Here is a 23,714-nt window from a genome sequence, read left to right on the forward strand (position 1 = left end):
TGGTCGGTGTCTGTGTGGGGGGGTGCGTCAGCGCAGGGCGAGGAGGCGGCGGCCGGCCAGCAGGGCGGAGATGCTCAGCGCGCCGGTCGCCAGGATGTAGAAGCCGGGTGAAAGGCGGTTGCCGGTGGTGCTGATCATCCAGGTGATGATCACGGGAGCGAAGCCGCCGAAGGACATCACGCCGATGTTGTAGCTCAGGGACAGCCCGGTGCTGCGGGTCGCGGTCGGGAAGGCTTCGGACATCAGGGCGGGCAGGGCACCGAAGTAGCAGGCCTTCAGCAGACCGATCAGGAACATCACCACGCCCATGACCAGCAGCGACGGACTGCCGGTGAGCAGCAGGAACAGCGGGTAGACGCTGAGCATCATCGCGGCCGCGGCGATCAGCATGACGCGGACGCGGCCGAACCGGTCGGACAGATGGCCGGCCAGCGGGGTCACGGTGGTCAGTGCCACACCGGATGCCACCGCCCCGATGAAGCCCGCGGAGGACGGCAGGCCGAGGACGTTCTCCGCGTAGGTCGGCATATAGACGATCACGTAGGTCACCGCGGTGGACATCACCAGTGCGCCGATCATGAGGAGCACCGGCAGCTTCTGGTCCCGCAGTACGCGCCGGACCGGGGTCGTGGTGACATCGCCCGTGTCGGACGCCTCGACAAATTCGGGGGTCTCCGGCAGGTTCCGGCGAATCAGGTATCCGACGGGGCCGATCAGCAGTCCGAACAGGAACGGAAGGCGCCAGCCCCAGGAATTCAGCTGGTCTCCGGACAGATTCATGGTCAGCACGGTGCCGAAGGTCGCGGCCAGCAGCGTCGCGAAACCTTGCGAGGCGAACTGCCAGCTCGCCATGAAGCCGCGCCGGTCGGGTGTCTGCTCGGCCAGGAACGCGGTGGCACTGCCGAACTCTCCGCCCGCGGAGAATCCCTGTATCAGCCGGGCCAGCAGAATCAGAACCGGTGCGGCGATGCCGATGGACGCGTAGGTGGGCATCAGAGCGATCAGCAGGGTGCCGATCAGCATGAGCCGTATGGTCAGCAGCAGCGCGGCCTTGCGTCCGGTGCGATCCGCGTACGTTCCCAGCACCAGCGCGCCCAGGGGCCTGACCAGGTACGACACCCCGAAGGTGCCGAACGCGAGCATGAGGGAGACCGTCGGATCGCCGGACGGGAAGAACGCCTTGGAGATCGGGACCGCGAAGAATCCGTAGGTGGTGAGGTCGTACCACTCAAGGGTGTTTCCTGCCGTGGCCGCGAGGACGGCACGGCGCGTACGACGTCTGCTGACAGGGTCCTTCGTGTCCATCCGTGTCTCTCCAGCGGTTTTCATGAGTGTCACTCCCTCGGGTCGAGCAGGGGAACTGTCGCGCAGGGTGGAACCGCCGATGAACGAGTCCGGAGCGGCGGATGAATCCGTGAACTCGTTGGGCGATGACGCTAGAGCCGTCGAGACGTTCGCACAATCGCAACTTGTCGAACGCCTCATTGCCCAAACGGCAACGCACACCCTAGGCTGAGGGCATGCTGAACAGTCCGGCTCTTGAATACTTTCTGGAAGTGGTCCGCACCGGTTCGGTCAATGAGGCATCGAGGCGGCTGATGGTCGCGGGCTCGGCCATCAGCCGGCAGATCGGCAAACTCGAGCAGGAAATCGGGGTGGCGCTCTTCGAGCGCCGACCACGCGGAATGGTGCCGAGCGAGGCCGGCACGCTCCTGGCCGCCTATGCGCGCAGGGCCGCACTGGAAACCGATCAGGTCCTCACGGAGATCCGCGGTCGCGGCCGCATGGGGTCCACCGTCCGCGTGGCCAGTTCACAGGGTGCCGCACAGGAATTCCTTCCGCATGCCATGGCGTCCTTTCGCGAGGACCATCCGGGGACCACTTTCCAACTGCCCGTGGTGTCCCCCTCGCAGGCCACCCGGATGGTCCAGGACGGCTCGGCCGACCTGGCCGTCACCTTCAGCCTGGCGCCCACTCCCGATGTCCGCGTCGTACACGCCCAGCGCGCCCCGATCCAGGCCATGGTCAGGTCCGATCACCCGCTCGCCCAGCACGACAAAATCCGCCTGCACGACCTGCTGCCCTATCCGGTCGCCCTCACCGAGGAAGGCACGACGAACAGACGTCTCTTCGACCTGTGCTGCTCGATCGAGGGCATTTCCTTCGAACCCGTGCTGGTCAGTTCCAGCTCCACCGCGCTGGCGACGTTCGTCAAAGAGACGAACGCCGTGTCATTGATCGGTCACATCAGCGTGCATGAACTCCTGAGCGTGGAGGGGCTGAAGGCCATCGCCCTCCTCAACCCGGAAATGCACCTGCGTACCCTTCAGATCCAGGCCATGGTGGGCCGCCGGCTTCCGGCGGTGGTGAGCTCCTTCGCCGACCACCTGATTCTGCGGCTGTCCGAAATCGAAGTATGAGTGACCGACGCCGCCACTGAGGGGACGCCCTGGAGCCCTGGAGCCCTGGACGAGCCGGACCCGGGATCGAACAGGATCGCGTAAACGTCGGACAACGTGCCAGAACGTGTGCCAGGTTGACGCGGGAGAAGAGCACAACGCGCTTCTCCGCAGATCAGGAGGGCAGCATGACCAACGGGGCTGAGGCGGCACACACGGACTGGCCGGTACTGGAGGCGGCGCACCGGGCGCTGCGCAGTGCGGTACGAGAGATTCCCATCGCCGACTGGGCGAAGCCGACTCCGTGCGACGGTTGGAACATCGCGCAGGTGCTGCTGCACGCGGCCGGAGACCAGCAGGCGTACGCGGCGTTTCTGACCGGTGAACCGGGTCCCGCGTACAACCCCTTCGAGCCCGCTACGGCCTTCGAGGGAGCGCCGGAGGATGTGCTGGAGCCGGCGCTTTCCAGCGCCGCGAAGGCGTGGGCGGGGGTGCAACGCAACACCGCCGAGGTGCCCGTCCCGATTCCGCCGCAGAAGATGTCGGCCGAACTGGGCGCTGCCGCCTGTGCGTTGGACGCGGCGGTGCACGCCTGGGACATCGCCGTGGCCGCCGGACAGCCGTCGCCGCTCACCGCCGACCTCGCCCGCCCGCTGCTCGCCGCGGCACGGCAACTCGTCGAGCCACTGCGTGGCTTCGCCTTCGGTCCGGAGCTCCCTGCCGAGGAGGGCGACGACGTGGCGGCACTGCTGCGTTACCTCGGCCGTCGCCCGGACTGGAGTCCGGCGCAGTCGTGACCCGTGGGCCGGACGCCCACCGGTCAGGGCGTCCGGCCACCGTCCTCGTCGCCGCCATCGACGCATGGGCGCGGGCCCGTCGAAAAACAATTCACTCACCGCGGCTCAGACGTGAAACTCACCCCATGACCGCAGACTTCACCGTTCGCCCGGCCCTGCCCTCCGACGCACCGCGTTTGGCCGAACTGCGCTGGACGTTCAAGCAAGAGGACCACGAAGGACAACCACCGGTTGCGGACCGGCCCCTGGAAGAGACCGAGCGCTGGATCCGCGACCGGCTCGGCGAAGGCCACTGGCTGGCCTGGGTCGCGGAGACCGGAAACGAGATCTGTGGCCATGTCTTCCTCAGCCTGGTGGAGCGGATGCCGGAGCCGTACGGCGACAACAACCCGATCGGCTATGTGACGAACTTCTACGTCACACCATCCCGACGGAACAAGGGTGTTGGTGCGGCCCTCCTCGAAGCACTCACACAGCACTCGCGCGGCGCCGACTACGACACTCTGATCGTCTGGCCCTCGGAGCACAGCAGTCCCCTCTACCGGCGCTCCGGTTTCCAGCCTCCGGAGGAAGTGTTGGAACTGTCGCTCGACACCTGATGAGATCCGGGCTCGGACACGCCGTCGAAGTGCTGGAACTCCATCCCGCCGCCGCCCGCTTCGCGAACACGCTGATGGCCATGCACGACGGCAGGATCGTGGCCAACGGACGGCACATCGTAGTGACCGGCCTGGACGGGCGGGCCCACCGGGCTCGTGGCATCCGGGGGGCGCCTTTCAGCGGCGGGACAACACCTGCCGCCAGGAGTACGGCCAACGGCAGTACGTCGGCGGATCCCCTCGCGCCCAGAACCGTGCCCATGGACCTGCGCCCCTACGGCGGTCCGGAGGACGGAGCCATCCTGGACGGTGCGGTCCAGGAGGTCGACCTGGCCACCGGCAGACTCGTCTTCTCGTGCTGATCTCCGCCCGGAACATGTGGGCGATCTACGGCGTCTCCCGGAAGACCGGAGCGATCCGCTGGCAACTCGGCGGGAAGGAGAGCGACTTCACCTTCGGCCCCAACGCCCGTTTCTACTGGCAGCACCACGCCCGGTTCCGCCCCGGACACCGGATCAGCATGTTCGACGACGGCTGCTGCAACCAGCCCGACGGCACGCCCGAGCAGCAGTCGCACGGACTGATCCTGAACCTCGACTTCCACACCCACCGGGCGACCGTGGAGCGGACGTATTACCACGACCCGGCGCTGTTCGCGGCGTCGCAGGGCAACACCCAGGCGCTCTCAGGCGGCAACCAGTTCATCGGATGGGGCCAGGAGTCCTACTACTCGGAGTACGCCGAGGCCGGGAACACCGGGAGCACCCCCTCGCGGAACCTGCTTTACGACGCCAGGATGCCGGGCTCCGACATCTCCTACCGGGCCTTTCGCCAGGCGTGGGTGGGCACCCCGTACTACCCGCCGAAGGCGGCCGTACGGACGCGGGACGGCCACCGTGTGGTCTACGCGTCGTGGAACGGCTCGACGCGGACACGCGCCTGGCAGGTGCTCGCCGGACCGGACCCCCGCTCCCTCTCCGTGGTGGTCAGGCACGCTCCCCGTGCTGGATTCGAGACGGCGGTCACGACCCGCGGCAGGGGCCCCTACTTCCAGGTGAAGGCACTGGACGCGTCCGGGAAGGTCCTCAGAACCTCCGCAGTGGTGCGGGCGAACGCCCATTGAGAGTCCGGGTTCGCGCTGATGTGCGCGTACCGCACCCCCTCGGCCGGTGGCATCGGCCGAGGGGAGGTCGGCAACCAGAAGTGCCCGGCGCCGTATGCGCGGCGCACCCTTCTCAGGGGTGGTAGACCGTGCCGGGGGGCGGGGTCTTCAGCGTCCGCAGATAGGTGTCGATCGCCCGTGCCGGGAGGGGCGACTCGCACTTGCGGTAGAGCCAGTGGCCCACCGAATCAAGGACGGCGAGCCTTCCCTTCGGGAACTCCCGTGCCATGCGCTGTGCGCCCGCCAGTGGCGTCGCGAGATCGTGTGTGGCGTTCACCACCAGGACCGGCGGGAGGGCGCCCTTGTGCTGGGTCGGCTGCGGCTTGGTTTCCACCGGCCACCCCTGGCAGCCGAGGATCATGTCCAGGGCCTGGGCGTTGTAGCGGGTGTTGGGGTGCTCGGCGGCGGCTCGGTGGAGCAGGGCGCGATAGTGGGCGTAGTCGCGCAGCCGGAGGTCGTCGTCGCGGCAGATCACCGAGCGCCAGGCGAGCTCCGGGGCGGATGGGTCGATCCAGTACACCTTCCCCTTGCCGCTGTGCAGTGCGGCAAGTTGCTCAGCGGTGGTCTGTGGATTCCACTTGCTCAGGTAGTCGGTGAGGAAGCCGGACAGCTGGTGGGCGGTGACCTTCTTCCGCGTGGGGCCGTGCGGCCCGGGCTCGAACAGCGTGCCCGCGTCCGCACGGGCGAAGAGCCCGCGGACAACGGCCTCCACGTCCTTTCCCTTCAGGGCACACGAGGCTTCCTTGTCGCACCACTTCCCCAGTTGCCGCACCGCGTTGTCGACGGCGGCGGTGCCGTCCATGAGGAAACGCTCGGCTCCCGGCCGGGAGGGGTCCATGGCGCTGTCGAGGGCCAGCGCCCTGAGGTTCCGCGGGAAGAGACGTGCGTAGCGCTCGCCGATGCGTGTGCCGTAGGAGTGGCCAAGGAAGCTGATCTTCCGCTCGCCGAGGGCCGCACGGATCGCGTCCATGTCGCGGGCAACGCTTTCGCTGTCCATGTGGCCGACGATCGGGCCGCTGCGCTCGCGGCAGCTGTCCGCGAGCCGTTTGTTCAGGACGCGCATGCGCTGGAACTCGGAGGCGTTCTTCGGACGGGTGGGAATCCTCTCGGCGAGCCGGTCATCGCACCGCAGCGCTCCGCTGCGGCCGATACCGCGCGGGTCGAAGCCGATGATGTCGAACCGTTCTCTGATGTTCTTGCGATAGCCCTCGACCGGGTTGTCGGCGTAATAGGCGTCGTCCAGACCCGTGCTTCCGGGCCCGCCCGGATTGGACAGCAGCGCCCCGATCCGCTTGCTGGGGTCGGTGGCCTTCTGGCGGGCGACCGCGATCTTCATCGTCGGTCCGTCCGGACGTGCCCAGTCGACCGGCACCCGCACCGTGCCGCACTGCGCTCGCCGGCTCGGGTCGGGCATGGGCGGCTCGGCCTTCGGACAGGCCGACCAATGGATCGTCGGCGCCGGGTCCGCGTTCGGCTTGTCGCTCGGGCTCGACCACGCGAACTGCGGGATCACCAGAAGTGATGTGGCGAGGACCCCGGCCGCCGACGCATGGGTGAGACGGACCGTGCGTCGCCTGCGCGAGGATGCCGCCGGACCCGCCTCGTACGCTCTGGCAAGATCATTCGAATCCTTCATGCCGTCAGGATCGCGGCCCCATGTGATGGTGTCTTGGTGACCACATGATGGCGAGGTAACAGCGTGCCGCCGATGGGCGGTTGGCGGCACGTCGGCTCTTCGCGCCACGGTTACGCGCTCGTCCGGCAGGCGGACGTCGGGGCACTTCCCCCGAGGTCTCAGGTACCTCCTCAGCCCCCGCGCGTGTGTAACGATCGTCGCGTCACACAGCGTGGAGAGGGGAAGCCCATGGCCGACGGAGACCGAAGCGATCATGCAAACCGCCCCGGGGACACGGAGCCGGTGAGCGGTGCGGAGGAGCCCTCCGGCCTGGGAGTCACCGTGGCCGCGCGGCTACGCCGCGTACAGGGCGGCCTCTCCCGGGCCGAGATGAAGATCGCCCGAGAGCTGACCGCCAACTACCCGGCCGCCGGGCTGAACTCCGCGTCGGGGCTCGCCTCCCAGGCCGGGGTCAGTGCGCCCACCGTCGTGCGCTTTGTCGCACGGCTCGGGTTCGACGGATACCGGCAGTTCCAGCAGTCGCTGCGCGAGGAGGTGCAGGCGCGCCAGGCGTCGCCGCTGACATTGGCACCGGTGATCGGCGCCGATTCACCGACCTCCGAGCTGGTGGAGGCGGCACGGCAGGTGGGCACCGCCACGCTGGGGCAGACCTTCGCCACCCTTCCCGAGCAGGAATTCGATCGCGCGGTGGAGCTGATCTGCGACCCGGCCAAACGGATCGCATGCTTCGGCGGCCGTTTCTCCCAACTCCTCGCCGAATACCTCGATCTGCACCTTCGGGTGCTGCGTCCGGGAACGATCGTGCACACCCCCACCCCGGGGCGGGACGCGGGGTTCCGTGTCGATGTGGGTCGCCGGGACGTGTGTGTGGTCTTCGACTTCCGCCGCTATCAGGACGACACCGTGGAGCTGGCCCGGCACGCCCATGAGCGAGGGGCGAAGATCGTGCTGTTCACGGATCCGTGGCTGTCACCCGCGGCCGAGTTCGCCGATGTGGTGCTCCCCGCGCGGGTCGAGGCGCCCAGTCCGTTCGACAGCATCGTGGCCCCCGTGGCACTGGCGGAAACCCTGGTCGCCGCCGTGCACGCACGCCTGGGCCCGGCGGCCGAGGAGCGGATGCGGGCGGCGGAGGACACCCTGAGAGGCGGGACCCAGGACTCATGAAAAATTTGTTTCAGCATCACCGTTGACTTGCGGCATGTAATGAATATTTCATGAGGGTGTTCCCGGGCCGCGGTCACGCGGCCCCCTTCCGCTCGGGAGTACGTCGTGCCCGATCATCCTCATACGCCACGCAAACTGCGCCTCTGGGAGGCGCTGGCTCTCTCCGTCGGCCTCATGGGTCCCACCCTGGCCATGGGTCTCAACGGTGCCGGGGTCGCGGCCACCGTGGGCAAGGCGGTGCCCCTCGTCTTCCTGCTCGGTCTCCTCGGTGTCGCCGTCGTCGGCTACGGCTTCTGGCGGCTGACCCAGCACTTCCACCACGCCGGATCCGTCTACGCCCTGGCCGGGGCGACCATCGGGCCCCGCGCCGGCTTCTTCGGTGGCTTCGCCCTGCTGGGCACCTACCTGGCCTTCCTCGTCTGCACCCTCGCCGCGACGGGTGTCTTCGCCCACGCGTTCCTGCACGCCCTCGGTATGACGTCCACGGGCCCCTGGGTCGCCGTGGCGATCGCCGCCGGCCTGGGTGTCACCGCGCTCAACTCGCGTGACACCCGGATCACCGCCCGTACCCTGCTGATCGTCGAAGGCATCGGCATCGTGGCGATGCTGCTGCTCGCGGCTGTCGTGATCGGGCGCACCAGCACCGGGTCGGCCCCTCGCCACCAGTCGTTCGACCTGTCGGTGTTCACACCCGGCGCCGCCACCTACGGCGCCGTGATGACCGCGACGGTCTTCGCCTTCCTGTCCTGGGCCGGGTTCGAGGCCTGCGCGTCCCTGGGCGAGGAGACCGATGACCCCCGGCGCAACATCCCGCGCGCCCTGGCGGGCAGTGTGTTGCTCACCGGTGTTCTGTACATCCTGATGATGTTCGTCCAGACCATCGGCTTCGGCACCGACGACAAGGGTGTGAGCGCGTTCGCCGGTGCGGAATCAGCGCTGGTGACGCTCTCCGACAGCTACCTGGGCACCTGGTTCTCGCTCATCGTCGCCTTTACCGCGGTGGCCTCCGCCTTCGCCGCCGCGCTGTCCTCCTCCGCCGCGGCATCCCGCATGGTCTTCGCCCTGGCCCGCGACGGCTTCGGTCCGCCGGCGCTCGCCCGGACCGATCCCGCCACCGGCGCCCCCACCAGGGCCCTGTGGCTGTGCGGTGGCGTGGGAATCGCCTTCACCGTGGTGATGTACGGCCTGGGCACCTCCGCCTTCGACACCTACTACTGGTACGCGACCATCGGCGTGCTGTGCGTCCTGGTGGTCTACGCACTCGCCGGAGCCGGCGTGATCGTCTTCACGCTCTCCGGCCGAGGCAGCATCCCCCGACGCGAACTCCCCATCCCGCTCATCGGTTTGGGCTACCTCTGCTTCGTCTTCTTCAAGCAGGCCGTAGGGCTCAGCGCGCCCTACACCTACTTTCCCTGGATCGCCGCGGCCTGGTGCCTGACCGGCGTCGCCATCATCCTGCTGGCTCCCTCGCTCGCACGGCGCATCGGCGCCCGCCTCACCAGTGAGCTGAACGGGGACACCGGCGTCGGGCTTGAACAGGGCCCCGAGCCGACCGCTGACAACACCAAGGTGGTTTCATGACACTCCTCGCCGACAGCTCCACCACCGTCTTCGTCGCCACCTGCGACCTGGCCGGCCTGGTACGGGGCCGGTCAGTGCCATCCGCCGCACACGAGTCGGTACTGCGCAGCGGCACCGGCTGGGTCCCCGCGAACCTCGCGATCTCCTCGTTCGGGCCGATCGCCCCCGACAACGTCTTCGGTTCCCGGGGCGACCTCCGGCTCGTCCCCGACGCCGCCACCGTGGTCGGCATTCCCGCCGACGGCACCGCGCCCGGAATGCTGCTCTACCTCGCCGATCAGACGCTGCCGGACGGGCAGCCCTGGGCCTGCTGCCCGCGTACCTTCCTGCGCGACACCCTGACGGAGTTGCGCGAACAGACCGGGCTGGAGGTTGTCGCGGCCTTCGAGCACGAATTTGTCCTCGACGGGCTGCCCGAGAGCGCCCCGTTCTCGCTGCGGCGCTTCCGGGACGCGGAACCCTTCGGCACGGATCTGGTACGGCTGCTGGAACACGCCGGTCTTGAGCCGGAGACGTGGATTCCCGAGTACGGCGACGGCCAGTTCGAGGTCACCCTGCGTCCCGCCGAGGCCCTGGCCGCGGCCGACCGTGCCGTGCTCCTCAAGGAACTCGTCCGTGACCTGGCGCGGCGCCGTGGTCTGCCCGTCACCTTCTCCCCGCTCCTCGCCACCACCGGAGTCGGCAACGGTGTGCACATCCACCTGAGTCTGCGCGACGCGGACGGACGCCCCGCTCTGTACGACCCGCAGCGCCCCGGGCGGCTCTCCGCCACCGGTGCCCGGTTCAGCGAAGGCATCCTCGCCCACACCGCCGCGCTCACCAGCCTGACCGCGCCGAGTCCGGTGTCCTTCCTGCGCCTGACACCGCACCGCTGGAGCAGCGGCGGGGCGTTCCTGGCCGAGCGCAACCGCGAAGCCCTGCTGCGTATCTGTCCCACCACCGCACTGGGCGGCTCGGACCCCGCCGCCCAGTTCAACCTGGAATACCGCGCCGCCGACGCCACGGCCAACCCCTGGCTCGCCCTGGCCGTTCTGATCCGCGCCGGTCTGGCGGGCCTCACCCGGAACTACGACGAGCCCACTGTGTGGCCGGAGGAGACCGACGAGTCCGTACTGGCCCAAGCCCCGCCCCTGCCCGGGAGCCTCGACGAGGCCCTGGACGCCCTGGAGAAGGACCACACCGTCCGGTCCTGGTTCGACCCGCGGCTCCTGGCCACCCACCTGTCCGTCAAACGATCCGAACTCGCCCAGCTCGACGGCCTGGACGACGCGGAGCGCATCCGGAGGGTGCGGAATGTCTACTGACCGGCTCGCCGCCGAGATCGAGCGGCTCCCTCTCGTGGATCATCATGTGCACGGCGCCCTGCGTCATGAGGCCGACCGTGCCGCGCTGGAACAGATGCTCACCGAGTCCGACCGCCCGATCCCGCCATGGATGACCCAGTTCGACTCACAGATCGGCTTCGCCATCCGCCGCTGGTGCGCCCCCGCCCTCGGCCTCGCACCCCACGCCGATCCCGAGACATACCTCGCCCGCCGCCGCGAACTCGGCACCGAGGAGGTCACCCGCAGACTGCTCGAAGCCTCCGGCATCGGCCACTATCTGCTGGAGACCGGCTACAAGGGCGAAGACATCCTCGACCTCCAGGGCATGGCCGCCGCCTCCAGCCGCCGCGTCGACGAAGTGGTGCGTCTGGAGACCGTACTGGAAGACCTGGTGCGCTCCGGTGTCACCGCCACCGCCCTTCCCGACCGGTTCCGCGAGACCCTGGCCGCCCGCACAGCCACCGCGGTCGGCCTCAAGAGCATCATCGCCTACCGTCACGGCTTCGACTTCGACCCCGGACGCCCCCATGACCGCGAGGTGTCCGCCGCGGCGGACACCTGGCTCAGGGCGTGCGAAGACACCGGCACCATCCGCGTCGACGACCCGGTTCTGCTGCGCTTCGCCCTGTGGTGCGGTGTCGACCGGGGGCTGCCGATCCAACTGCACGCCGGGTACGGCGACCCGGATGTCGAACTCCATCGGTGCGACCCGCTGCTGCTCACCCGGTTCATCAAGAACGTGGAACCGCACGGCACCGACCTGCTGCTGCTGCACTGCTATCCCTTCCAGCGCAACGCGGGCTATCTCGCCCAGGTCTTCCCGCATGTGTACTTCGATGTCGGCCTCGGCATCAACTACACCGGTGTGCGCTCCGACGCCATCATCGCCGAATCGCTGGAACTCGCTCCCTTCGCCAAGATCCTCTTCTCCTCGGACGCATGGGGGCCGCCCGAACTCCACCATCTCGGCGCCCTGTTGTGGCGCCGCGGCATGACCAGAGCCATCGCCGCCTGGACCGACAGCGGGGAATGGGACGTGGACGACGCCCTCAAGGTGGTGCGCATGATCGGCCGCGACAATGCCCGTCGGGTCTACCGGCTGGAGACCGCGGAATGAGTCAACGCCACCACCTCGCCGCGCTGTCCGCCGCACTGGAGGAGGAACTGCCGGCCGCCGTGGCACTGCGCCACCGCATTCACGCACGCCCCTGCCTGTCCGGTGCCGAAGCCCCCACCCGCGATCTCCTGCTCGCAGCACTTCCCACCGGCTCCACCACCAAGGTCGCCGACACCGGAGCCGTTGTGCGGGTCGGTGGCCCGGGGCCCGCGGTCGCGGTCCGCGGCGAACTCGACGCACTCGCCGTGCGGGAGACCACGGGCGCACCCTGGGCATCCGAGCACCCGGGGATCATGCACGCCTGCGGCCACGACGTACATCTGGCCGCGCTCACCGCGCTGGCCCGCGCCGTGGACCGGAGCGGTGGCCCCGCCCCGCTGCTGGCGATTCTGCAACCGAGGGAGGAAACCTATCCTTCCGGCGCCCAGAGCATCGTCGAAGACGGCATCCTCGAGCGCGAGCACTGCCGGGCCATGATCGGGGCACATGTCCAACCCCTGCTGCCGGTCGGCACCGTCGCCTGTACCCCCGGCGGCGTCAACGCCTCGGCCGACGAGTTCACGCTCAGTGTGCGGGGCCGCGGCGGCCACGCCGCCTACCCGCACCTCACCCGCGACCCCGTCGTCGCCCTGGCCCATGTTGTTGTCGCCCTCCAGAGTTTGGTCAGCCGCGGCACCGACCCCATGGCACATGTCGTCCTCAGCATCGGCACCCTCACGGCCGGCACCGCCGCCAACGTCATCCCCGGCACCGCCGAAGCCCGCGGCACACTGCGGGCGCTGGACGGTCGCCACCGCGACTTCCTGCACTCCCGGCTGGCCGAGGTCGCGGAGTTGGTGGCACAGACCCACGGCTGCACGGCAGAGGTGGCCATCGACCGCGGAGAGCCCGTCCTCCACAACGACGAGGCGCTGACCGCCGCAACCCGGCCCCTGCTCGGCAGTCTCGGCCTGCGCGCCGGTGACGACTTGCGGTCCGCGGGCTCGGACGACTTCTCCTTCTTCTGCGAACACCTGCCCTCGCTGATGGTGTTCGTGGGCACCCACGGCGGCTCCGAACAGCTCCATTCACCCACCTTCCTGCCGGCCGACGAGCGGATACGGGACGTCGCCCACGCCATGCTCGCCGGCTATCTGGCCGCCGCCGAACTGATCACCTGACGCCTCGCCACCTCACTCCACTCAAAAGGACCCCCGTCATGACCACCACCGGCACACACGCCAACGCACGGTCCCCTACGGCACTGCCACGGCCCTGGAAGCCGCGGTCGACGACCATACGTGGCCGTGCACCGTATGCCTCGACGACAAGGGCCGGGCGGTGGTCGAACTGCCGTAGTGGTTCGAGGCATTGAACGAGGACTTCCGTTCCCAACTGACCGCCAACGGCGGACCGGCACCTGAGTCGCACATCAGCCGACCGCTCAGAGAAAACCGCTTCACGATCGCCGGTGGCGACGCACCGACCGCCTTCCGCAGGAACCTCCCCCTCCCAAAGAGCCTGCGGTCGGCGGTGCGACCGCCGACTTCGCCAGTTGACCAGCGAGCCCACGGGCCCATACCTCGAGCGCGTACGCAACAAGCTGGTGCTCTGCGCGGTGCGGCAGCCGCCCGGTACCGGGCTCAGGCCGAGCGCCGTGCCAGGTCCTCCAGGAGGGCCAGCGCCCGCTCGGCGTGCTCATGCGGTACGAACAGGTGGTCATGGTGGAACCCGGCGACGACGTTGCAGCTCAGACCCGCCTCGGCCAGTTCCCGCGCGACCGCGGCGGTGAGGCCGACCGCGTCGAGCGCGGAGTGGACGCGCAGAGTGATCCAGCCCGCCACGTAGTCGTACGACAGCCCGGCCGCGTCCGCGGTCTCCACCGGGACGACCAGGGTCAGGCCCTCGGGCTCGGTGACGGTCACCACCGGCACCAGCCCCGGGGGAACGTCGCCCTCGACCGTGGTGAACACATAGCGCCCCGGATTCAGCTCCGGCCGCATACCGCTCAGCAATCTCCGCAGGTCCCTCTCACCTGTCATGTCCACCATTCTGACAGGGCAGAGGGGCACGTTGCGGGCACCCAGCAGGAGAATCTTGGTAAACGGGATCCATTTTCATATACGGTTGCGGCACACCACCGAGCCCGCACATCAGCGGGGCCGCCATTCGGACCACCGGTCGGCCCCTTCCGGTGATTGCCGGACGACTCGCGAGCGGAGCACACCTCGCGAGGGTACGGCGTTTCCGCAGCAGATGCCGCCGACTCGTGAGGAGATCAGCCGTGTACGCAGCCGTCAGACGGTACACCGGGGTGACCGATCCGGCCGAGGCAGGGCGTCGGGTGAATGAGGGATTTGTGCCGCTCATCCGACAGATCCCTGGCCACCTGGCCTACTACTGGGTCGACGCCGGGGACGGGGTCATGGTCTCGACCAGCGTCTTCGAAAACGAGGCAGGGGCCCAGGAATCGGTCGAAAAGGCGGCGGACTTCGTGCGGGACAACAACCTCACGTCGCTGCTCCCCAACCCTCCTGAGATCCTGGCCGGCCAGGTCGTGGCTTCCCTTTAGCCCGCGCGCCACCGCCCGCCGCCGCACGGCCCGGCGGAGTCGGCCCACCGGAACGAAACGCAGGGCAACGACAGGACCGATCAGTAACGGCAGTGATTCATCAAGTGTTGATGTGCCGTCAACTGCTCTCCTTGACCGCCCTCCCCTACTGTCCTCCGCGAACCCCGCCGTCCGCCCCGGGGCGGCGGGATTTCATCACCCCGTGGAGTCAGTGTGAAACGTCGCAATTTTCTGCGCGGAGCAGCCATCGGCACGTCGGCCGCCGCCTTCGGTGGCACCCTCATGCACGGGGCGGCCTACGCCGCCCCGGCCCAGCCGGGCCCCGGCCCGTACGGAGCGCTGAGGACCGCCGACGCCAACGGCATTCAGCTGCCCAGCGGCTTCAGCAGCCGCGTCATAGCCCGGTCCGGACAGACGGTCGCGGGCTCGTCGTACACCTGGCACAACGCTCCTGACGGCGGGGCCTGCTTCGCCGACGGCAGTGGATGGATCTACGTCTCCAACTCCGAGATCAACCCCGGCGGCGGCGTCGGGGCCGTGAAGTTCAACTCCTCGGGCACCATCACCGGCGCCCACCGTGTCCTGTCCAACACCCGGCAGAACTGCGCGGGTGGCAAAACCCCCTGGAACACCTGGCTGTCCTGCGAGGAGGTCAGCCTCGGCTATGTCTACGAAACCGACCCGTGGGGCGTGAACGCCGCCACCCGACGCGACGCCATGGGCAGGTTCAAGCACGAGGCCGCCGCGGCCGACCCGGTCCGCCGCGCCATCTACCTGACCGAGGACGAGAGCGACGGCTGCTTCTACCGCTTCCTCCCCACCACCTGGGGCAATCTCTCGTCCGGCACGCTCCAGGTCCTCAAAGCCGGTACGAGTACCTCCGGTTCGTTCACCTGGGCGAACGTCCCCGACCCCGACGGCTCCCCCACCGTCACCCGCAACCAGGTCTCCGGCGCCAAGCGGTTCAACGGCGGCGAAGGCTGCCACTACGCGAACGACACCGTCTGGTTCACCACCAAGGGCGACAACCGCGTGTGGCAGCTCAATCTCACCAACAGCACCTATGAGCTGGCCTACGACGACTCCCTCGTCACCGGCGGCGGCGCGCCGCTCACCGGGGTGGACAACGTCACCGGCTCCTCCTCCGGCGACCTCTTCGTCGCCGAGGACGGCGGAAACATGGAGATCTGCATCATCACCCCCGATGATGTGGTCGCACCGTTCCTCCGCATCACGGGGCAGTCCAGCTCCGAGATCACCGGCCCCGCCTTCTCTCCGGGCGGCGACCGCCTGTACTTCTCCTCGCAGCGGGGGACCACCGGCAGTTCCTCGGGCGGCATCACCTACGAAGTGACCGGACCGTTCCGCAGCTGAGTGTGATCCGTGGTCTCGGACGGGGCACCCGGCCCCGTCCGAGACCACCGACCCGGCCCCCATCACAGTTCACCCGAACAGGGTATTGGTTCGTATTTATCGCAAAGCTACAGTCATCTTTGTCGCGGGCTGTACAGGCATATGCGATATGCACTCAGGGGTTCGGGGGGATCGCCATGTGGGACGCCGTTGCTTCGTCACGCCCATCACCAGCGGACAGCGCTACCGCCGCGCCCGACACGACACCGGACGTGGGCGCGGGTGCGGGCGCGTTCCAGCCACCGACTGTGTCACTGCCCAAGGGGGGCGGGGCGGTTCGCGGGATCGGGGAGAAGTTCGAGAACAACGCGGTCAATGGCACCGGCACCCTGACCGTGCCCCTGGCCACCAGCCCCGGGCGAGCGGGCTTCGGGCCGTCGCTCACCCTGCGGTACGACTCCGGGGCGGGCAACGGCCCGTTCGGATTCGGCTGGCGATTATCCCTGCCGGCGATCACGCGCAAGACGGACAAGGGCCTGCCACGGTACGTCTCCTGCTCCACCGCCGAGGACGTCTTCACACTGTCCGGCGCGGAGGACCTGGTCCCCGAGCGCGAGCCGCTGTCCCGTGTGAAGGCCGGGCGCGGTTACGAGGTGAGGCGGTACTGTCCGCGCGTCGAGGGGTTGTTCGCCAGGATCGAAAGATGGACGGACACCGCCTCGGGTGAGACCCACTGGCGCTCGATCTCACCCGGCAACGTCACCACCGTCTACGGCCGGACGGCCGACAGCCGGATCGCCGACCCGGCGGACAGCGGCCGCTCGACCCGGCGGCCGAGCCCGCGGGCTTCCAGCGCCATCTGTGGCGCTACCCGGTGCGCGCCGAACTCGCCCATGAGTACCTCGGGATCACTCCCGAGGAAGCCGAGCTGCTCTACGGCACCGGTGAGCTCCCGCTGTGGGAGCTGTACGGCTTTCCGGCGGAGTCCGTCGGTGACAGGCCCTGGACCCGGATCGTCGTACGGCTTCCGGAGTTCCTGGCGCGCACCGGGCTGAGCTACTGCGAGTTCCTGGAGCTGTGGCGGTCCGCGTATGTGCGGTTCTGCGCCTACCTGCCGAGTGACGCGCGGGACGCGGCCGACGTGCGGGACGTGGACGTTGTGCGGGACGACGCCGCTGTTCGGGACGAGGTCCACGATTGCCTGCCGTTCCCCGACTGCGAGCCCTGCCATCTCACCGACTACCGCATTCGGTTCACCGATCCCCAGGACCCTGAGCAGGCGCTCCGTCGGCTGGCGGTGTTCATCCGGCTGTGGCGCACCCTGCGTGCCCTGCCCGGCGGCGGTTACGGATTCGCCGAACTCCGGGACATCTGCGAGGTGCTGGGGCTGTTCGGCGCCGAGGGGACCGTCGCCCCGGGCTTCCTCCGGCAGCTCGCCGCCTTCCAGATCCTGCGCGACGACTTCCGGCTCGCCCTCACCGACGGCAGCCCGCCCACGCCCGGCGAGACCGGTGAGCGGCGGACGCATCTGCTGGCGCTGTGGGTGGGGCCGGACGCCTCCCACTGGGACTGGGCCGTAGACGAGCTGCTGGACCAGGTCCAGTGGCACGCGCGGGCTCGGCACGGCTGCGGCTGCCGTCCACCGGAGTTCCGCAAGCTGCTCGCCGAGAACCTCGGCCCGCTCTCCCGGCTGGCCGGTTTCGATCCCGGGTCAGCAGCCGACACCTGGTCCGCGCGCCCGACGCACACCCTGCGGTTCGCCGAGATCCTGGGCAAGATCTACGCCTCCGACTTCGGCATCGGGGAGATCCTGTTCCTGTTCACCACTGATGACCACCTCGACGGCGACGACCCGTTCCCGCTCCAGCCGGGGAACGAGGCGCTCGACTCGCCTCTCGGCCTGCCCGACGACGAGACGCGCTTCTCGCTGTGGGATCTGCGCCGGGCGCTGCTCGCCGTGGAGGTGTCCGACGAGGACGCCGCCGTGTGGTCCTGGGACCGTATCTCCACCACCCTGCGGGGGGAGTTCGGCTTCACTCCACCGAGCGGGTCCCCGGATCCGCTGCTGTCCCTCGGCACGCACTTCTTCCCCTCGGTGCTGGAAACCTGCGGCGTTCCGGTGCCGATCGCCGACCGGCAGTACCGGACCGGGCTGCCGTCGGCGGACACCGCCCCGCTGATGTGGAACACCCCGCCCGACGGTCCGTTCCGCTACGACAGGGCGGCCGAGCAGTTGTGGACCCAACTGCCGCTGACCGATGAGGCGGTGATCGCGAAGCTCGGCCGGGTCCGTCAGTTGAAGCCCGCGGAGCAGACCGCGGTACGGGAGCTGTACTTCCTGCCGCGCGCCGATCTCGTGCCCTTCGCCTTCCTCTTCGGCAACGTCGCGGAAGCCGAGGAGCGCCTGCTCCAGGAGCCCGACGAAGGCCGCCGCTGGGCGTATTTCCAGCGCTCGTTCGCCCGCGCTCACGCCCGCTGCCGGATCATCGCCGAGCACCTGGCCGGACATGTGGCCGAGTGGACCGGACGCCCCGGGGACAACGGGGGCGACGATTGCGGCGGGGCGGATCTGGCCTGGACGCTGCTCGTGCATCTGTACGCCGATGAGAACCGCGCCCTCGGCCCGTGGGAGTCCGACTCGGGCGAGCGGCCCGACGTCACCTGGCCGGACCAGCCGACCGGCGGCGCCTTCGCGGCCCTGCTCGGCCTCACCGGCACCGGTCTGCTGGGCGAACTCGCGCCGGAGGGCGGCCCGACCGTCTGGCGCGAGCTCCGCGGGCCGATGTCCGCCTTCGGACCGGCGGAGGACGCCGCGGGGGTGCACATCCCCACCGTACTGCCCGGCCTCGACGTGACGTTGAGCGAGGCGCAGAAGCGCTTCGTCAGCGTCCGTAACGGCTTGGCGCTCGCCAACCCCGACGGCCGGCCGCTGGGCGGTGCGCACGGCTGGACCGCGCGCTGGAGCGGGGCGCTGCTGATCGATGAGGAGGGCGGTTACACCTTCCGGGCGGGCGCCCCGGCACCCGTGGGACAGCCGCCCGACGCGGCGGCCGCGCACCGCAAGCGCTGGCGGGTGTCTCTGCGGCGCGGCCAGCGCAGCTGGGTGCTGCTGAGCCACGACTGGCCGGACGAGACCGCGCCGCCGGACTGCTCGGCCCCGCTGACGTTGCGCCGTGGTGTCTACCAGCTGGTCATCGAACTGGCGCAGCCCCGGCCGGAGTTCGCCCGCCCGGAGGACGTCTGCCCGGCGACCGGCGGGTTCGAGGTCACGTACGCGGGGCCCGACAGCGGAGGCGAGCTGGTCACGATCCCCTACGAGCGGCTGTTCCATGACCGCAAGGACGGGCCGCTCGACGAGGGGCTGTGTGTGCGGGGCGCCGCCCGGAGCTTTCTGCGCGGCCGGTTCACCAGCACCCTGCGCGATATCCGCCGCACCTATCAGCGGGCCTTCAAGGCCCTGCTGTTCACCAGTCGCTTCGAGCTGTCCGCGCACCCCGCCGCCGACGACGGACAGTCCGAACTGGGCTATCTGCTCGCCCACACCGAGGACTTCACCGGCACCTCGTACTACCGCCACGGCGGCGGCTTCCGGGTGCACCGCGCCTTCCTGGACGTCAACTTCCTGCCTTTGAAGGACAATTACCGCCCTCCGGCTCCCGCCCAGGACCGCCGGGTGAACCCTTCGCCCCGCCGTCGGCAGGCGCTCTTCGACTGGTGGGAGCGGATCTTCGACTACACCGTCGTACGCCGCGATGCGGCCACGGCGCCCGAGCGTCCGCTGTGGCTCCTGTTCCATGAGGCCGCCGAGAACCACCCGGACGATCCGGCCCATCTGCTCCGGCACATGGGTGTGGATCTGCTGCACACTCCCCTCGTCCTCCGCTACTTCCCCGGTCATCAGGTGTCCAGCGGCGACCTGGAGGACGAGCGCTGGGCCATCCGCGTCTGGCATGCCGACACCTGGATCCGCGCACTGCGCCGCCACTTCCTGGTCAAGGACCTCCGGAGCGCCCGGCCCGATCTGTGGGCCTCCGACGACCCGGGTGCGCTCCCGGCCGGAGAGACCGTCACCGGCAATCAGAACCTCACCCGGTTCGTCCGCGAAGGCTGCTTCGAGAACGGTCAGCCGCGTCGGTACGAGGACGTCAAGCGGCTCAACGACGGGCTGCGGGAGCGGGCCAGAGCGGCACTGCACGCCTATCTGTGCGCGATGGACCGGGTGCCGCTGCCCGACGGCGAGTCCGTCTCCGAGCCGAGGCAGCTCAGTGAGGTGCTGCTGCTCGATGTCGAGGCCGGGCTGTGCGAGCGGACGACCCGGATCGAGGAGGCGATCGGCGCCGTCCAGCTGTTCATCCGGCGCGCCCAGCTCGGCCTGGAGCCCCGGTTCACCGTGACGCCCGCCTTCTCCCTGCTGTGGGAGCGGCGTTTCGCCGACTACCGGCGGTGGGAGACCTGCACCCGGCGGGAGCTCTACCGGGAGAACTGGATCGACTGGGAGGAGCTGGAAGAAGCCCGGCGCGGCGAAGGATTCCGTCTCCTGGAAGCCGAACTGCGGGGCGCCACGCTCACCGTGCCGCTGCCCGGCGGTCTGGAGCACTGGAGCGGAGGGCGGCCACCCGTCCACCCGGGTCTGACGCCGCTCCAGGCGGACCGGCCCGCCGGGATCCAGGGACTCGACCCGGTCAGGGAGGGCCTCGATCTGCTGGGCACACCGGAGTGGTCCGCCACACCTTCCTGGCTGGCAGTGGTGGGGCTCTCCGCCGGCGGCGGAGGCGGCAACGGAAACAATGACAACGAGGGCGGCCAGGACGGCGACGGGCCGCGGCTGACGGCGCGCGGGGAGTGCGATGGGGCCGGTGCTGATATACCGCTGTGGATCCAGGCCGCAGTGCGCCTGGGCACCCGGTTCATCCGGGTGGCCGCGGCCTGCGAGCCGCCCGCGGCCACGAAGTTCGCTCCCCGTCCGGCGGACGGTGCGGAGATCTGCTGCGCCGACTGCGGTGCCCCGCCGTCGGCGGTGGTCGACGAATACTACTTCTGGACGGTCGACGTCCGGCGCCATGAGGAGCAGGAACAGCAGGCGGAATGGCCCTGGCACCAGCCGGGCGAACTGCCCCGGCTGCTGCACTGGGACAGCGGGCGCGCCGTGCGCCTGGCATGGTGCCGGGTCCACAACGGCCGGTTCCTGCAACCACGGAGGTCGGCGGAGGCGGTCCGGGTCGGCGACGGGGACGGCAGCGGCGATCTGGAATGCGTGGGCCGCACCGCGGACTCGCTGACGTTCCGGGTGACCGGTGGTATCGCGCCACCACCGCACCTGGGTGCCACGGCCGGTTTCCGCTACGACCTCCCTACGGATGCCGCCGTTCCGCTGCCGCTGGTGGTGGAGCCGGACGCAGACGACGCTCCCCGCTACCCGGGCGGGCTGCCCGCGTACCCGTACTTCGCCTACCACGCGCCGGGCGCTCCGCTGGTGCCCGCCTCGCCTTTCGCTCCCGCCGTGACGGTCGCCGGGGCACTGCGGGCCCGCTGCCGGTTCGAGGCCGCCCTCAAGTGGTACGAACTGGCCTTCGCGCCGCTGTCCTCGGACTCCGACTGGCTGTACGGGACCGGGGACGACGCCAGGCGGCGGTCGATCGTCCTGCACTACACCGAGACGCTTCTCCAGTGGGGCGACGCCGCGCTCCAGCGGGGTACGCCCGAAGCGTTCGGCCATGCTCGGCTGCTGTTCGACACCGCGGCCAGGTTGCTCGGCGCCCGGCCCCGTACGATCAGGGCGGAAGCGGGCCGCGAACCGGACACCGTCACGGATTTTGTTCCGCTCGCCCCACCGCTCAATCCCCGCCTCCTCGCCCTCTACGACCGTACCGCCGACCGGCAGGGCCTGATCCGGGCCTGTCTCGACGCGCATCGGCTGCGCCGACCGGCCCTGCCCTACCCGGGTGCGCGGCCGGACGCGGGAAGGGCATCCGAGCGGCCCTGCCCGGACGATGCGGACTGGTGCGCGCCGCCCAGCCCGTACCGCTTTGTCTTCCTGGTGCAGAAGGCCGTGGAGCTGACCGGTGAGGTGCGCGCGCTCGGCACGGCGCTGCTCACCGCGTACGAGAAGGGCGACGCCGAATACCTCGCCTCGCTGCGCGCCACCCAGGAGAGCCAGCTGCTGGCCCTCGCCTCGCAGGTCCGGCAGCAGCAGTGGCGGGAGGCCGACTGGCAGCTCCAGGCGCTGCGCAAGACCAAGGAGATGACGCAGACCCGCCGCAACTACTACGCCGCACTGGTCGAGCACGGCCTGATCAGCAAGGAGATCGAGTACGACAACCTCACCGGAACGGGCCTCGCGCTGCGTACGGCGAGCAATGTCACCGAGGGCATCGCGCAGATCATGGGACTGATCCCGGACATGTTCGTGGGGTTCCCCTGCAACCAGATCCAGCCGCCGGTGGGCTCCAAGCTGGGCGGCGTGTTCTCGGCAGCGGCCCGGATCACCAACGGCCTCGCCGAGATCGCGAACACCACAGCGGGGCTGCGGCTGACCCAGGCGGGCTGGGAACGGCGCGAGGAGGAGTGGCGCCACCAGGTGGAGGTCCTGGACATCGAACTGGAGCAGGTGGAGCGGCAGATCCTCGCGGCCGAGCGCCGCCGGGGCATCGCGCTGCGGGAGCTGGAGAGCCATCAGCGGCAGCTGGAACACTCCGTCGATGTCCAGGACTTCCTGCGCACCAGGTTCACCAGCCATGACCTGTATCTGTATCTCCAGCAGGAGACGGCGGCGCTGTACGACCAGTTGTACGAACTGGCCGGGCACGCGGCCCGGCAGGCGCAGCGGGCGTTCAACATCGAGCGGGGACACACCGCGCGCGACTTCCTACCGGTGGAGGACGGCCACGATCTGCGCGAGAGGCTCCTCGCCGGGGAGCGGCTCCAGCTCGCCCTGCGGCAAATGGAACACTCCTACCTCGACGAGAACCTCCGCGAGTACGAACTGACCAAGCACTTCTCGCTGCGACGGGACTTCCCCCTCCAGTTCCTGCTGCTCCAGGCCACCGGTGAGTGCGAATTCGAGCTCGCGGAGTGGATGTTCGATCAGGACTACGGCCACTACATGAGGCGGATCAGGAACGTCGGCCTCACCATCCCCTGTGTGGTCGGCCCGTACGCGGGAGTGCACTGCCGGCTGACGCTGCTCAGCAGCAGCACCCGGATCAGCCCCGAGCTGACCGCGCCGCCCGCGGAGTGCTGCGGGGAGGAGGGACCGGCCAACGGCTATCCGGCCCTGCCGGACGATCCGCGCGTCGTCAACGAATATCTCGCCACCGAAGCCATCGCCACCTCCACCGGGCAGAACGACACGGGCATGTTCGAGCTCAACTTCCGGGACGAGCGAAAGCTGCCCTTCGAATTCCGTGGTGCGGTGAGCCGGTGGCGCATCGAGATGCGCCCGCGGAACAACCAGTTCGACCTGGACACGGTGGCGGATGTCCTGCTCCATCTCAACTACACGGCGCGCGAGGGCGGGGATGCCCTGCGCCACGCGGCGGAAGAGGTCGCGGACCGCCATCTGCCCGGCTCCGGTCTGCGGTACTTCGACGTACGGCACGACATGACATCGGCCTGGCACGCCTTCCAGCGCCCACACGGGGAGGACCGGCACCACGAACTGACGCTGAGGCTCGGGCGGGGGATGTTCCCCTTCCTGCCGGGCGGCCCGGACGTACGCGTCCGCCGTCTGGAGCTGTTCTTCGAGACGGCCGACCCGGTGCCCAGCGAACACCACCTGCTGCGCTTCACCCCCGCCCGCCCCCACGGGCATCACTCCGACGAACGGTGCCCCGCCACCGAGGTGCGCTGTGTGGCGGGCGCCGACTGGCCGGGCCTCTTCCACGGGGTCCTCCAGGACCCCGGTTTCGGCCCGCTGGTCCGCACCGGAGAAGGCGAGCTCGGCACCTTCTCCTTCCCCGCCCTGCTGCCGGAGGTGACGCGCATCCTGCTGTTGTGTGCGTATGAGGTGTGCTGACCGGGCGGATCCCCGC

The 23,714-nt window shown here is 69.5% G+C and carries 16 protein-coding genes and 1 pseudogene; 14 read left to right on the forward strand and 3 right to left on the reverse strand.

The window, feature by feature from the left end:
* Positions 1-27: 27 nt before the first annotated feature.
* Positions 28-1,305 carry an MFS transporter gene (locus tag JK363_RS18425; protein WP_201875997.1) on the reverse strand — a complete coding sequence of 426 codons (1,278 nt, stop codon included), beginning with the start codon at positions 1,303-1,305 and terminating at the stop codon, positions 28-30.
* 215 nt (positions 1,306-1,520) lie between these two features.
* Here JK363_RS18425 and JK363_RS18430 point away from each other — a divergent pair, with 215 nt between their 5' ends.
* From JK363_RS18430 to JK363_RS18445, 5 genes are all read left to right on the forward strand, one after another.
* Positions 1,521-2,420 carry a LysR family transcriptional regulator gene (locus JK363_RS18430; protein ID WP_201875998.1) on the forward strand — a complete coding sequence of 300 codons (900 nt, stop codon included), beginning with the start codon at positions 1,521-1,523 and terminating at the stop codon, positions 2,418-2,420.
* 167 nt (positions 2,421-2,587) lie between these two features.
* Positions 2,588-3,196 carry a TIGR03086 family metal-binding protein gene (locus JK363_RS18435; RefSeq protein ID WP_201875999.1) on the forward strand — a complete coding sequence of 203 codons (609 nt, stop codon included), beginning with the start codon at positions 2,588-2,590 and terminating at the stop codon, positions 3,194-3,196.
* Between the two features lie 125 nt (positions 3,197-3,321).
* The gene (locus JK363_RS18440; protein WP_201876000.1) at positions 3,322-3,795 is read left to right on the forward strand and encodes a GNAT family N-acetyltransferase; all 474 of its coding nucleotides are present in this window, start codon (positions 3,322-3,324) and stop codon (positions 3,793-3,795) included.
* Positions 3,795-4,157 (forward strand): hypothetical protein, encoded by a 363-nt coding sequence (locus JK363_RS42530; RefSeq protein ID WP_236075884.1) that lies wholly within the window; start codon positions 3,795-3,797, stop codon positions 4,155-4,157. The genes JK363_RS18440 and JK363_RS42530 overlap by 1 nt, the downstream gene beginning before the upstream one ends.
* Positions 4,151-4,918, forward strand: coding sequence for an arylsulfotransferase family protein (locus JK363_RS18445; protein ID WP_307821770.1), 768 nt, complete (start codon positions 4,151-4,153; stop codon positions 4,916-4,918). Before JK363_RS42530 ends, JK363_RS18445 begins: the two co-directional genes overlap by 7 nt.
* A 112-nt stretch (positions 4,919-5,030) precedes the next feature.
* Here JK363_RS18445 and JK363_RS18450 read toward each other — a convergent pair whose 3' ends face one another.
* Positions 5,031-6,593: an alpha/beta hydrolase gene (locus JK363_RS18450; RefSeq protein WP_236075885.1), complete on the reverse strand. Its 1,563-nt coding sequence runs from the start codon at positions 6,591-6,593 to the stop codon at positions 5,031-5,033.
* A gap of 282 nt (positions 6,594-6,875) precedes the next feature.
* Between JK363_RS18450 and JK363_RS18455 the strand changes: the two genes are divergently transcribed.
* The 5 genes from JK363_RS18455 (at position 6,876) to JK363_RS18475 (ending at position 12,940) form a co-directional block, all read left to right on the forward strand.
* Positions 6,876-7,757, forward strand: coding sequence for a MurR/RpiR family transcriptional regulator (locus JK363_RS18455; protein WP_307821771.1), 882 nt, complete (start codon positions 6,876-6,878; stop codon positions 7,755-7,757).
* Positions 7,758-7,862: 105 nt separating this feature from the next.
* Positions 7,863-9,338, forward strand: coding sequence for an APC family permease (locus tag JK363_RS18460; RefSeq protein ID WP_307821772.1), 1,476 nt, complete (start codon positions 7,863-7,865; stop codon positions 9,336-9,338).
* Positions 9,335-10,642, forward strand: a complete 1,308-nt coding sequence (locus JK363_RS18465) for a type I glutamate--ammonia ligase (RefSeq protein WP_201876001.1) — start codon at positions 9,335-9,337, stop codon at positions 10,640-10,642. Before JK363_RS18460 ends, JK363_RS18465 begins: the two co-directional genes overlap by 4 nt.
* Positions 10,632-11,780: an amidohydrolase family protein gene (locus JK363_RS18470; protein WP_201876002.1), complete on the forward strand. Its 1,149-nt coding sequence runs from the start codon at positions 10,632-10,634 to the stop codon at positions 11,778-11,780. The genes JK363_RS18465 and JK363_RS18470 overlap by 11 nt, the downstream gene beginning before the upstream one ends.
* Positions 11,777-12,940 carry a M20 metallopeptidase family protein gene (locus JK363_RS18475; RefSeq protein WP_201876003.1) on the forward strand — a complete coding sequence of 388 codons (1,164 nt, stop codon included), beginning with the start codon at positions 11,777-11,779 and terminating at the stop codon, positions 12,938-12,940. Before JK363_RS18470 ends, JK363_RS18475 begins: the two co-directional genes overlap by 4 nt.
* A 462-nt stretch (positions 12,941-13,402) precedes the next feature.
* Here JK363_RS18475 and JK363_RS18480 read toward each other — a convergent pair whose 3' ends face one another.
* Positions 13,403-13,801 carry an ACT domain-containing protein gene (locus tag JK363_RS18480; protein WP_201876004.1) on the reverse strand — a complete coding sequence of 133 codons (399 nt, stop codon included), beginning with the start codon at positions 13,799-13,801 and terminating at the stop codon, positions 13,403-13,405.
* Between the two features lie 242 nt (positions 13,802-14,043).
* Between JK363_RS18480 and JK363_RS18485 the strand changes: the two genes are divergently transcribed.
* From JK363_RS18485 to JK363_RS18495, 4 genes and pseudogenes are all read left to right on the forward strand, one after another.
* Positions 14,044-14,331, forward strand: coding sequence for a hypothetical protein (locus JK363_RS18485; RefSeq protein WP_201876005.1), 288 nt, complete (start codon positions 14,044-14,046; stop codon positions 14,329-14,331).
* Between the two features lie 213 nt (positions 14,332-14,544).
* The gene (locus tag JK363_RS18490; protein ID WP_201876006.1) at positions 14,545-15,705 is read left to right on the forward strand and encodes an alkaline phosphatase PhoX; all 1,161 of its coding nucleotides are present in this window, start codon (positions 14,545-14,547) and stop codon (positions 15,703-15,705) included.
* A gap of 176 nt (positions 15,706-15,881) precedes the next feature.
* A pseudogene (locus tag JK363_RS42535) lies at positions 15,882-16,445 on the forward strand (SpvB/TcaC N-terminal domain-containing protein); the annotation flags it as partial.
* Positions 16,446-16,558: 113 nt separating this feature from the next.
* Positions 16,559-23,698, forward strand: a complete 7,140-nt coding sequence (locus JK363_RS18495; protein ID WP_201876007.1) for a Tc toxin subunit A-related protein — start codon at positions 16,559-16,561, stop codon at positions 23,696-23,698.
* Positions 23,699-23,714 lie beyond the last annotated feature (16 nt).

The organism is Streptomyces coffeae, from assembly GCF_016741875.1.
Taxonomy (GTDB): Bacteria; Actinomycetota; Actinomycetes; order Streptomycetales; family Streptomycetaceae; genus Streptomyces; species Streptomyces coffeae.

Coding starts and splice junctions, on each gene's coding strand:
- JK363_RS18425 (WP_201875997.1), bottom strand. CDS start 1,305: ATGGACACGAAGGACCCTGTCAGCAGACGTCGTACGCGCCGTGCCGTC.
- JK363_RS18430 (WP_201875998.1), top strand. CDS start 1,521: ATGCTGAACAGTCCGGCTCTTGAATACTTTCTGGAAGTGGTCCGCACC.
- JK363_RS18435 (WP_201875999.1), top strand. CDS start 2,588: ATGACCAACGGGGCTGAGGCGGCACACACGGACTGGCCGGTACTGGAG.
- JK363_RS18440 (WP_201876000.1), top strand. CDS start 3,322: ATGACCGCAGACTTCACCGTTCGCCCGGCCCTGCCCTCCGACGCACCG.
- JK363_RS42530 (WP_236075884.1), top strand. CDS start 3,795: ATGAGATCCGGGCTCGGACACGCCGTCGAAGTGCTGGAACTCCATCCC.
- JK363_RS18450 (WP_236075885.1), bottom strand. CDS start 6,593: ATGAAGGATTCGAATGATCTTGCCAGAGCGTACGAGGCGGGTCCGGCG.
- JK363_RS18465 (WP_201876001.1), top strand. CDS start 9,335: ATGACACTCCTCGCCGACAGCTCCACCACCGTCTTCGTCGCCACCTGC.
- JK363_RS18470 (WP_201876002.1), top strand. CDS start 10,632: ATGTCTACTGACCGGCTCGCCGCCGAGATCGAGCGGCTCCCTCTCGTG.
- JK363_RS18475 (WP_201876003.1), top strand. CDS start 11,777: ATGAGTCAACGCCACCACCTCGCCGCGCTGTCCGCCGCACTGGAGGAG.
- JK363_RS18480 (WP_201876004.1), bottom strand. CDS start 13,801: ATGACAGGTGAGAGGGACCTGCGGAGATTGCTGAGCGGTATGCGGCCG.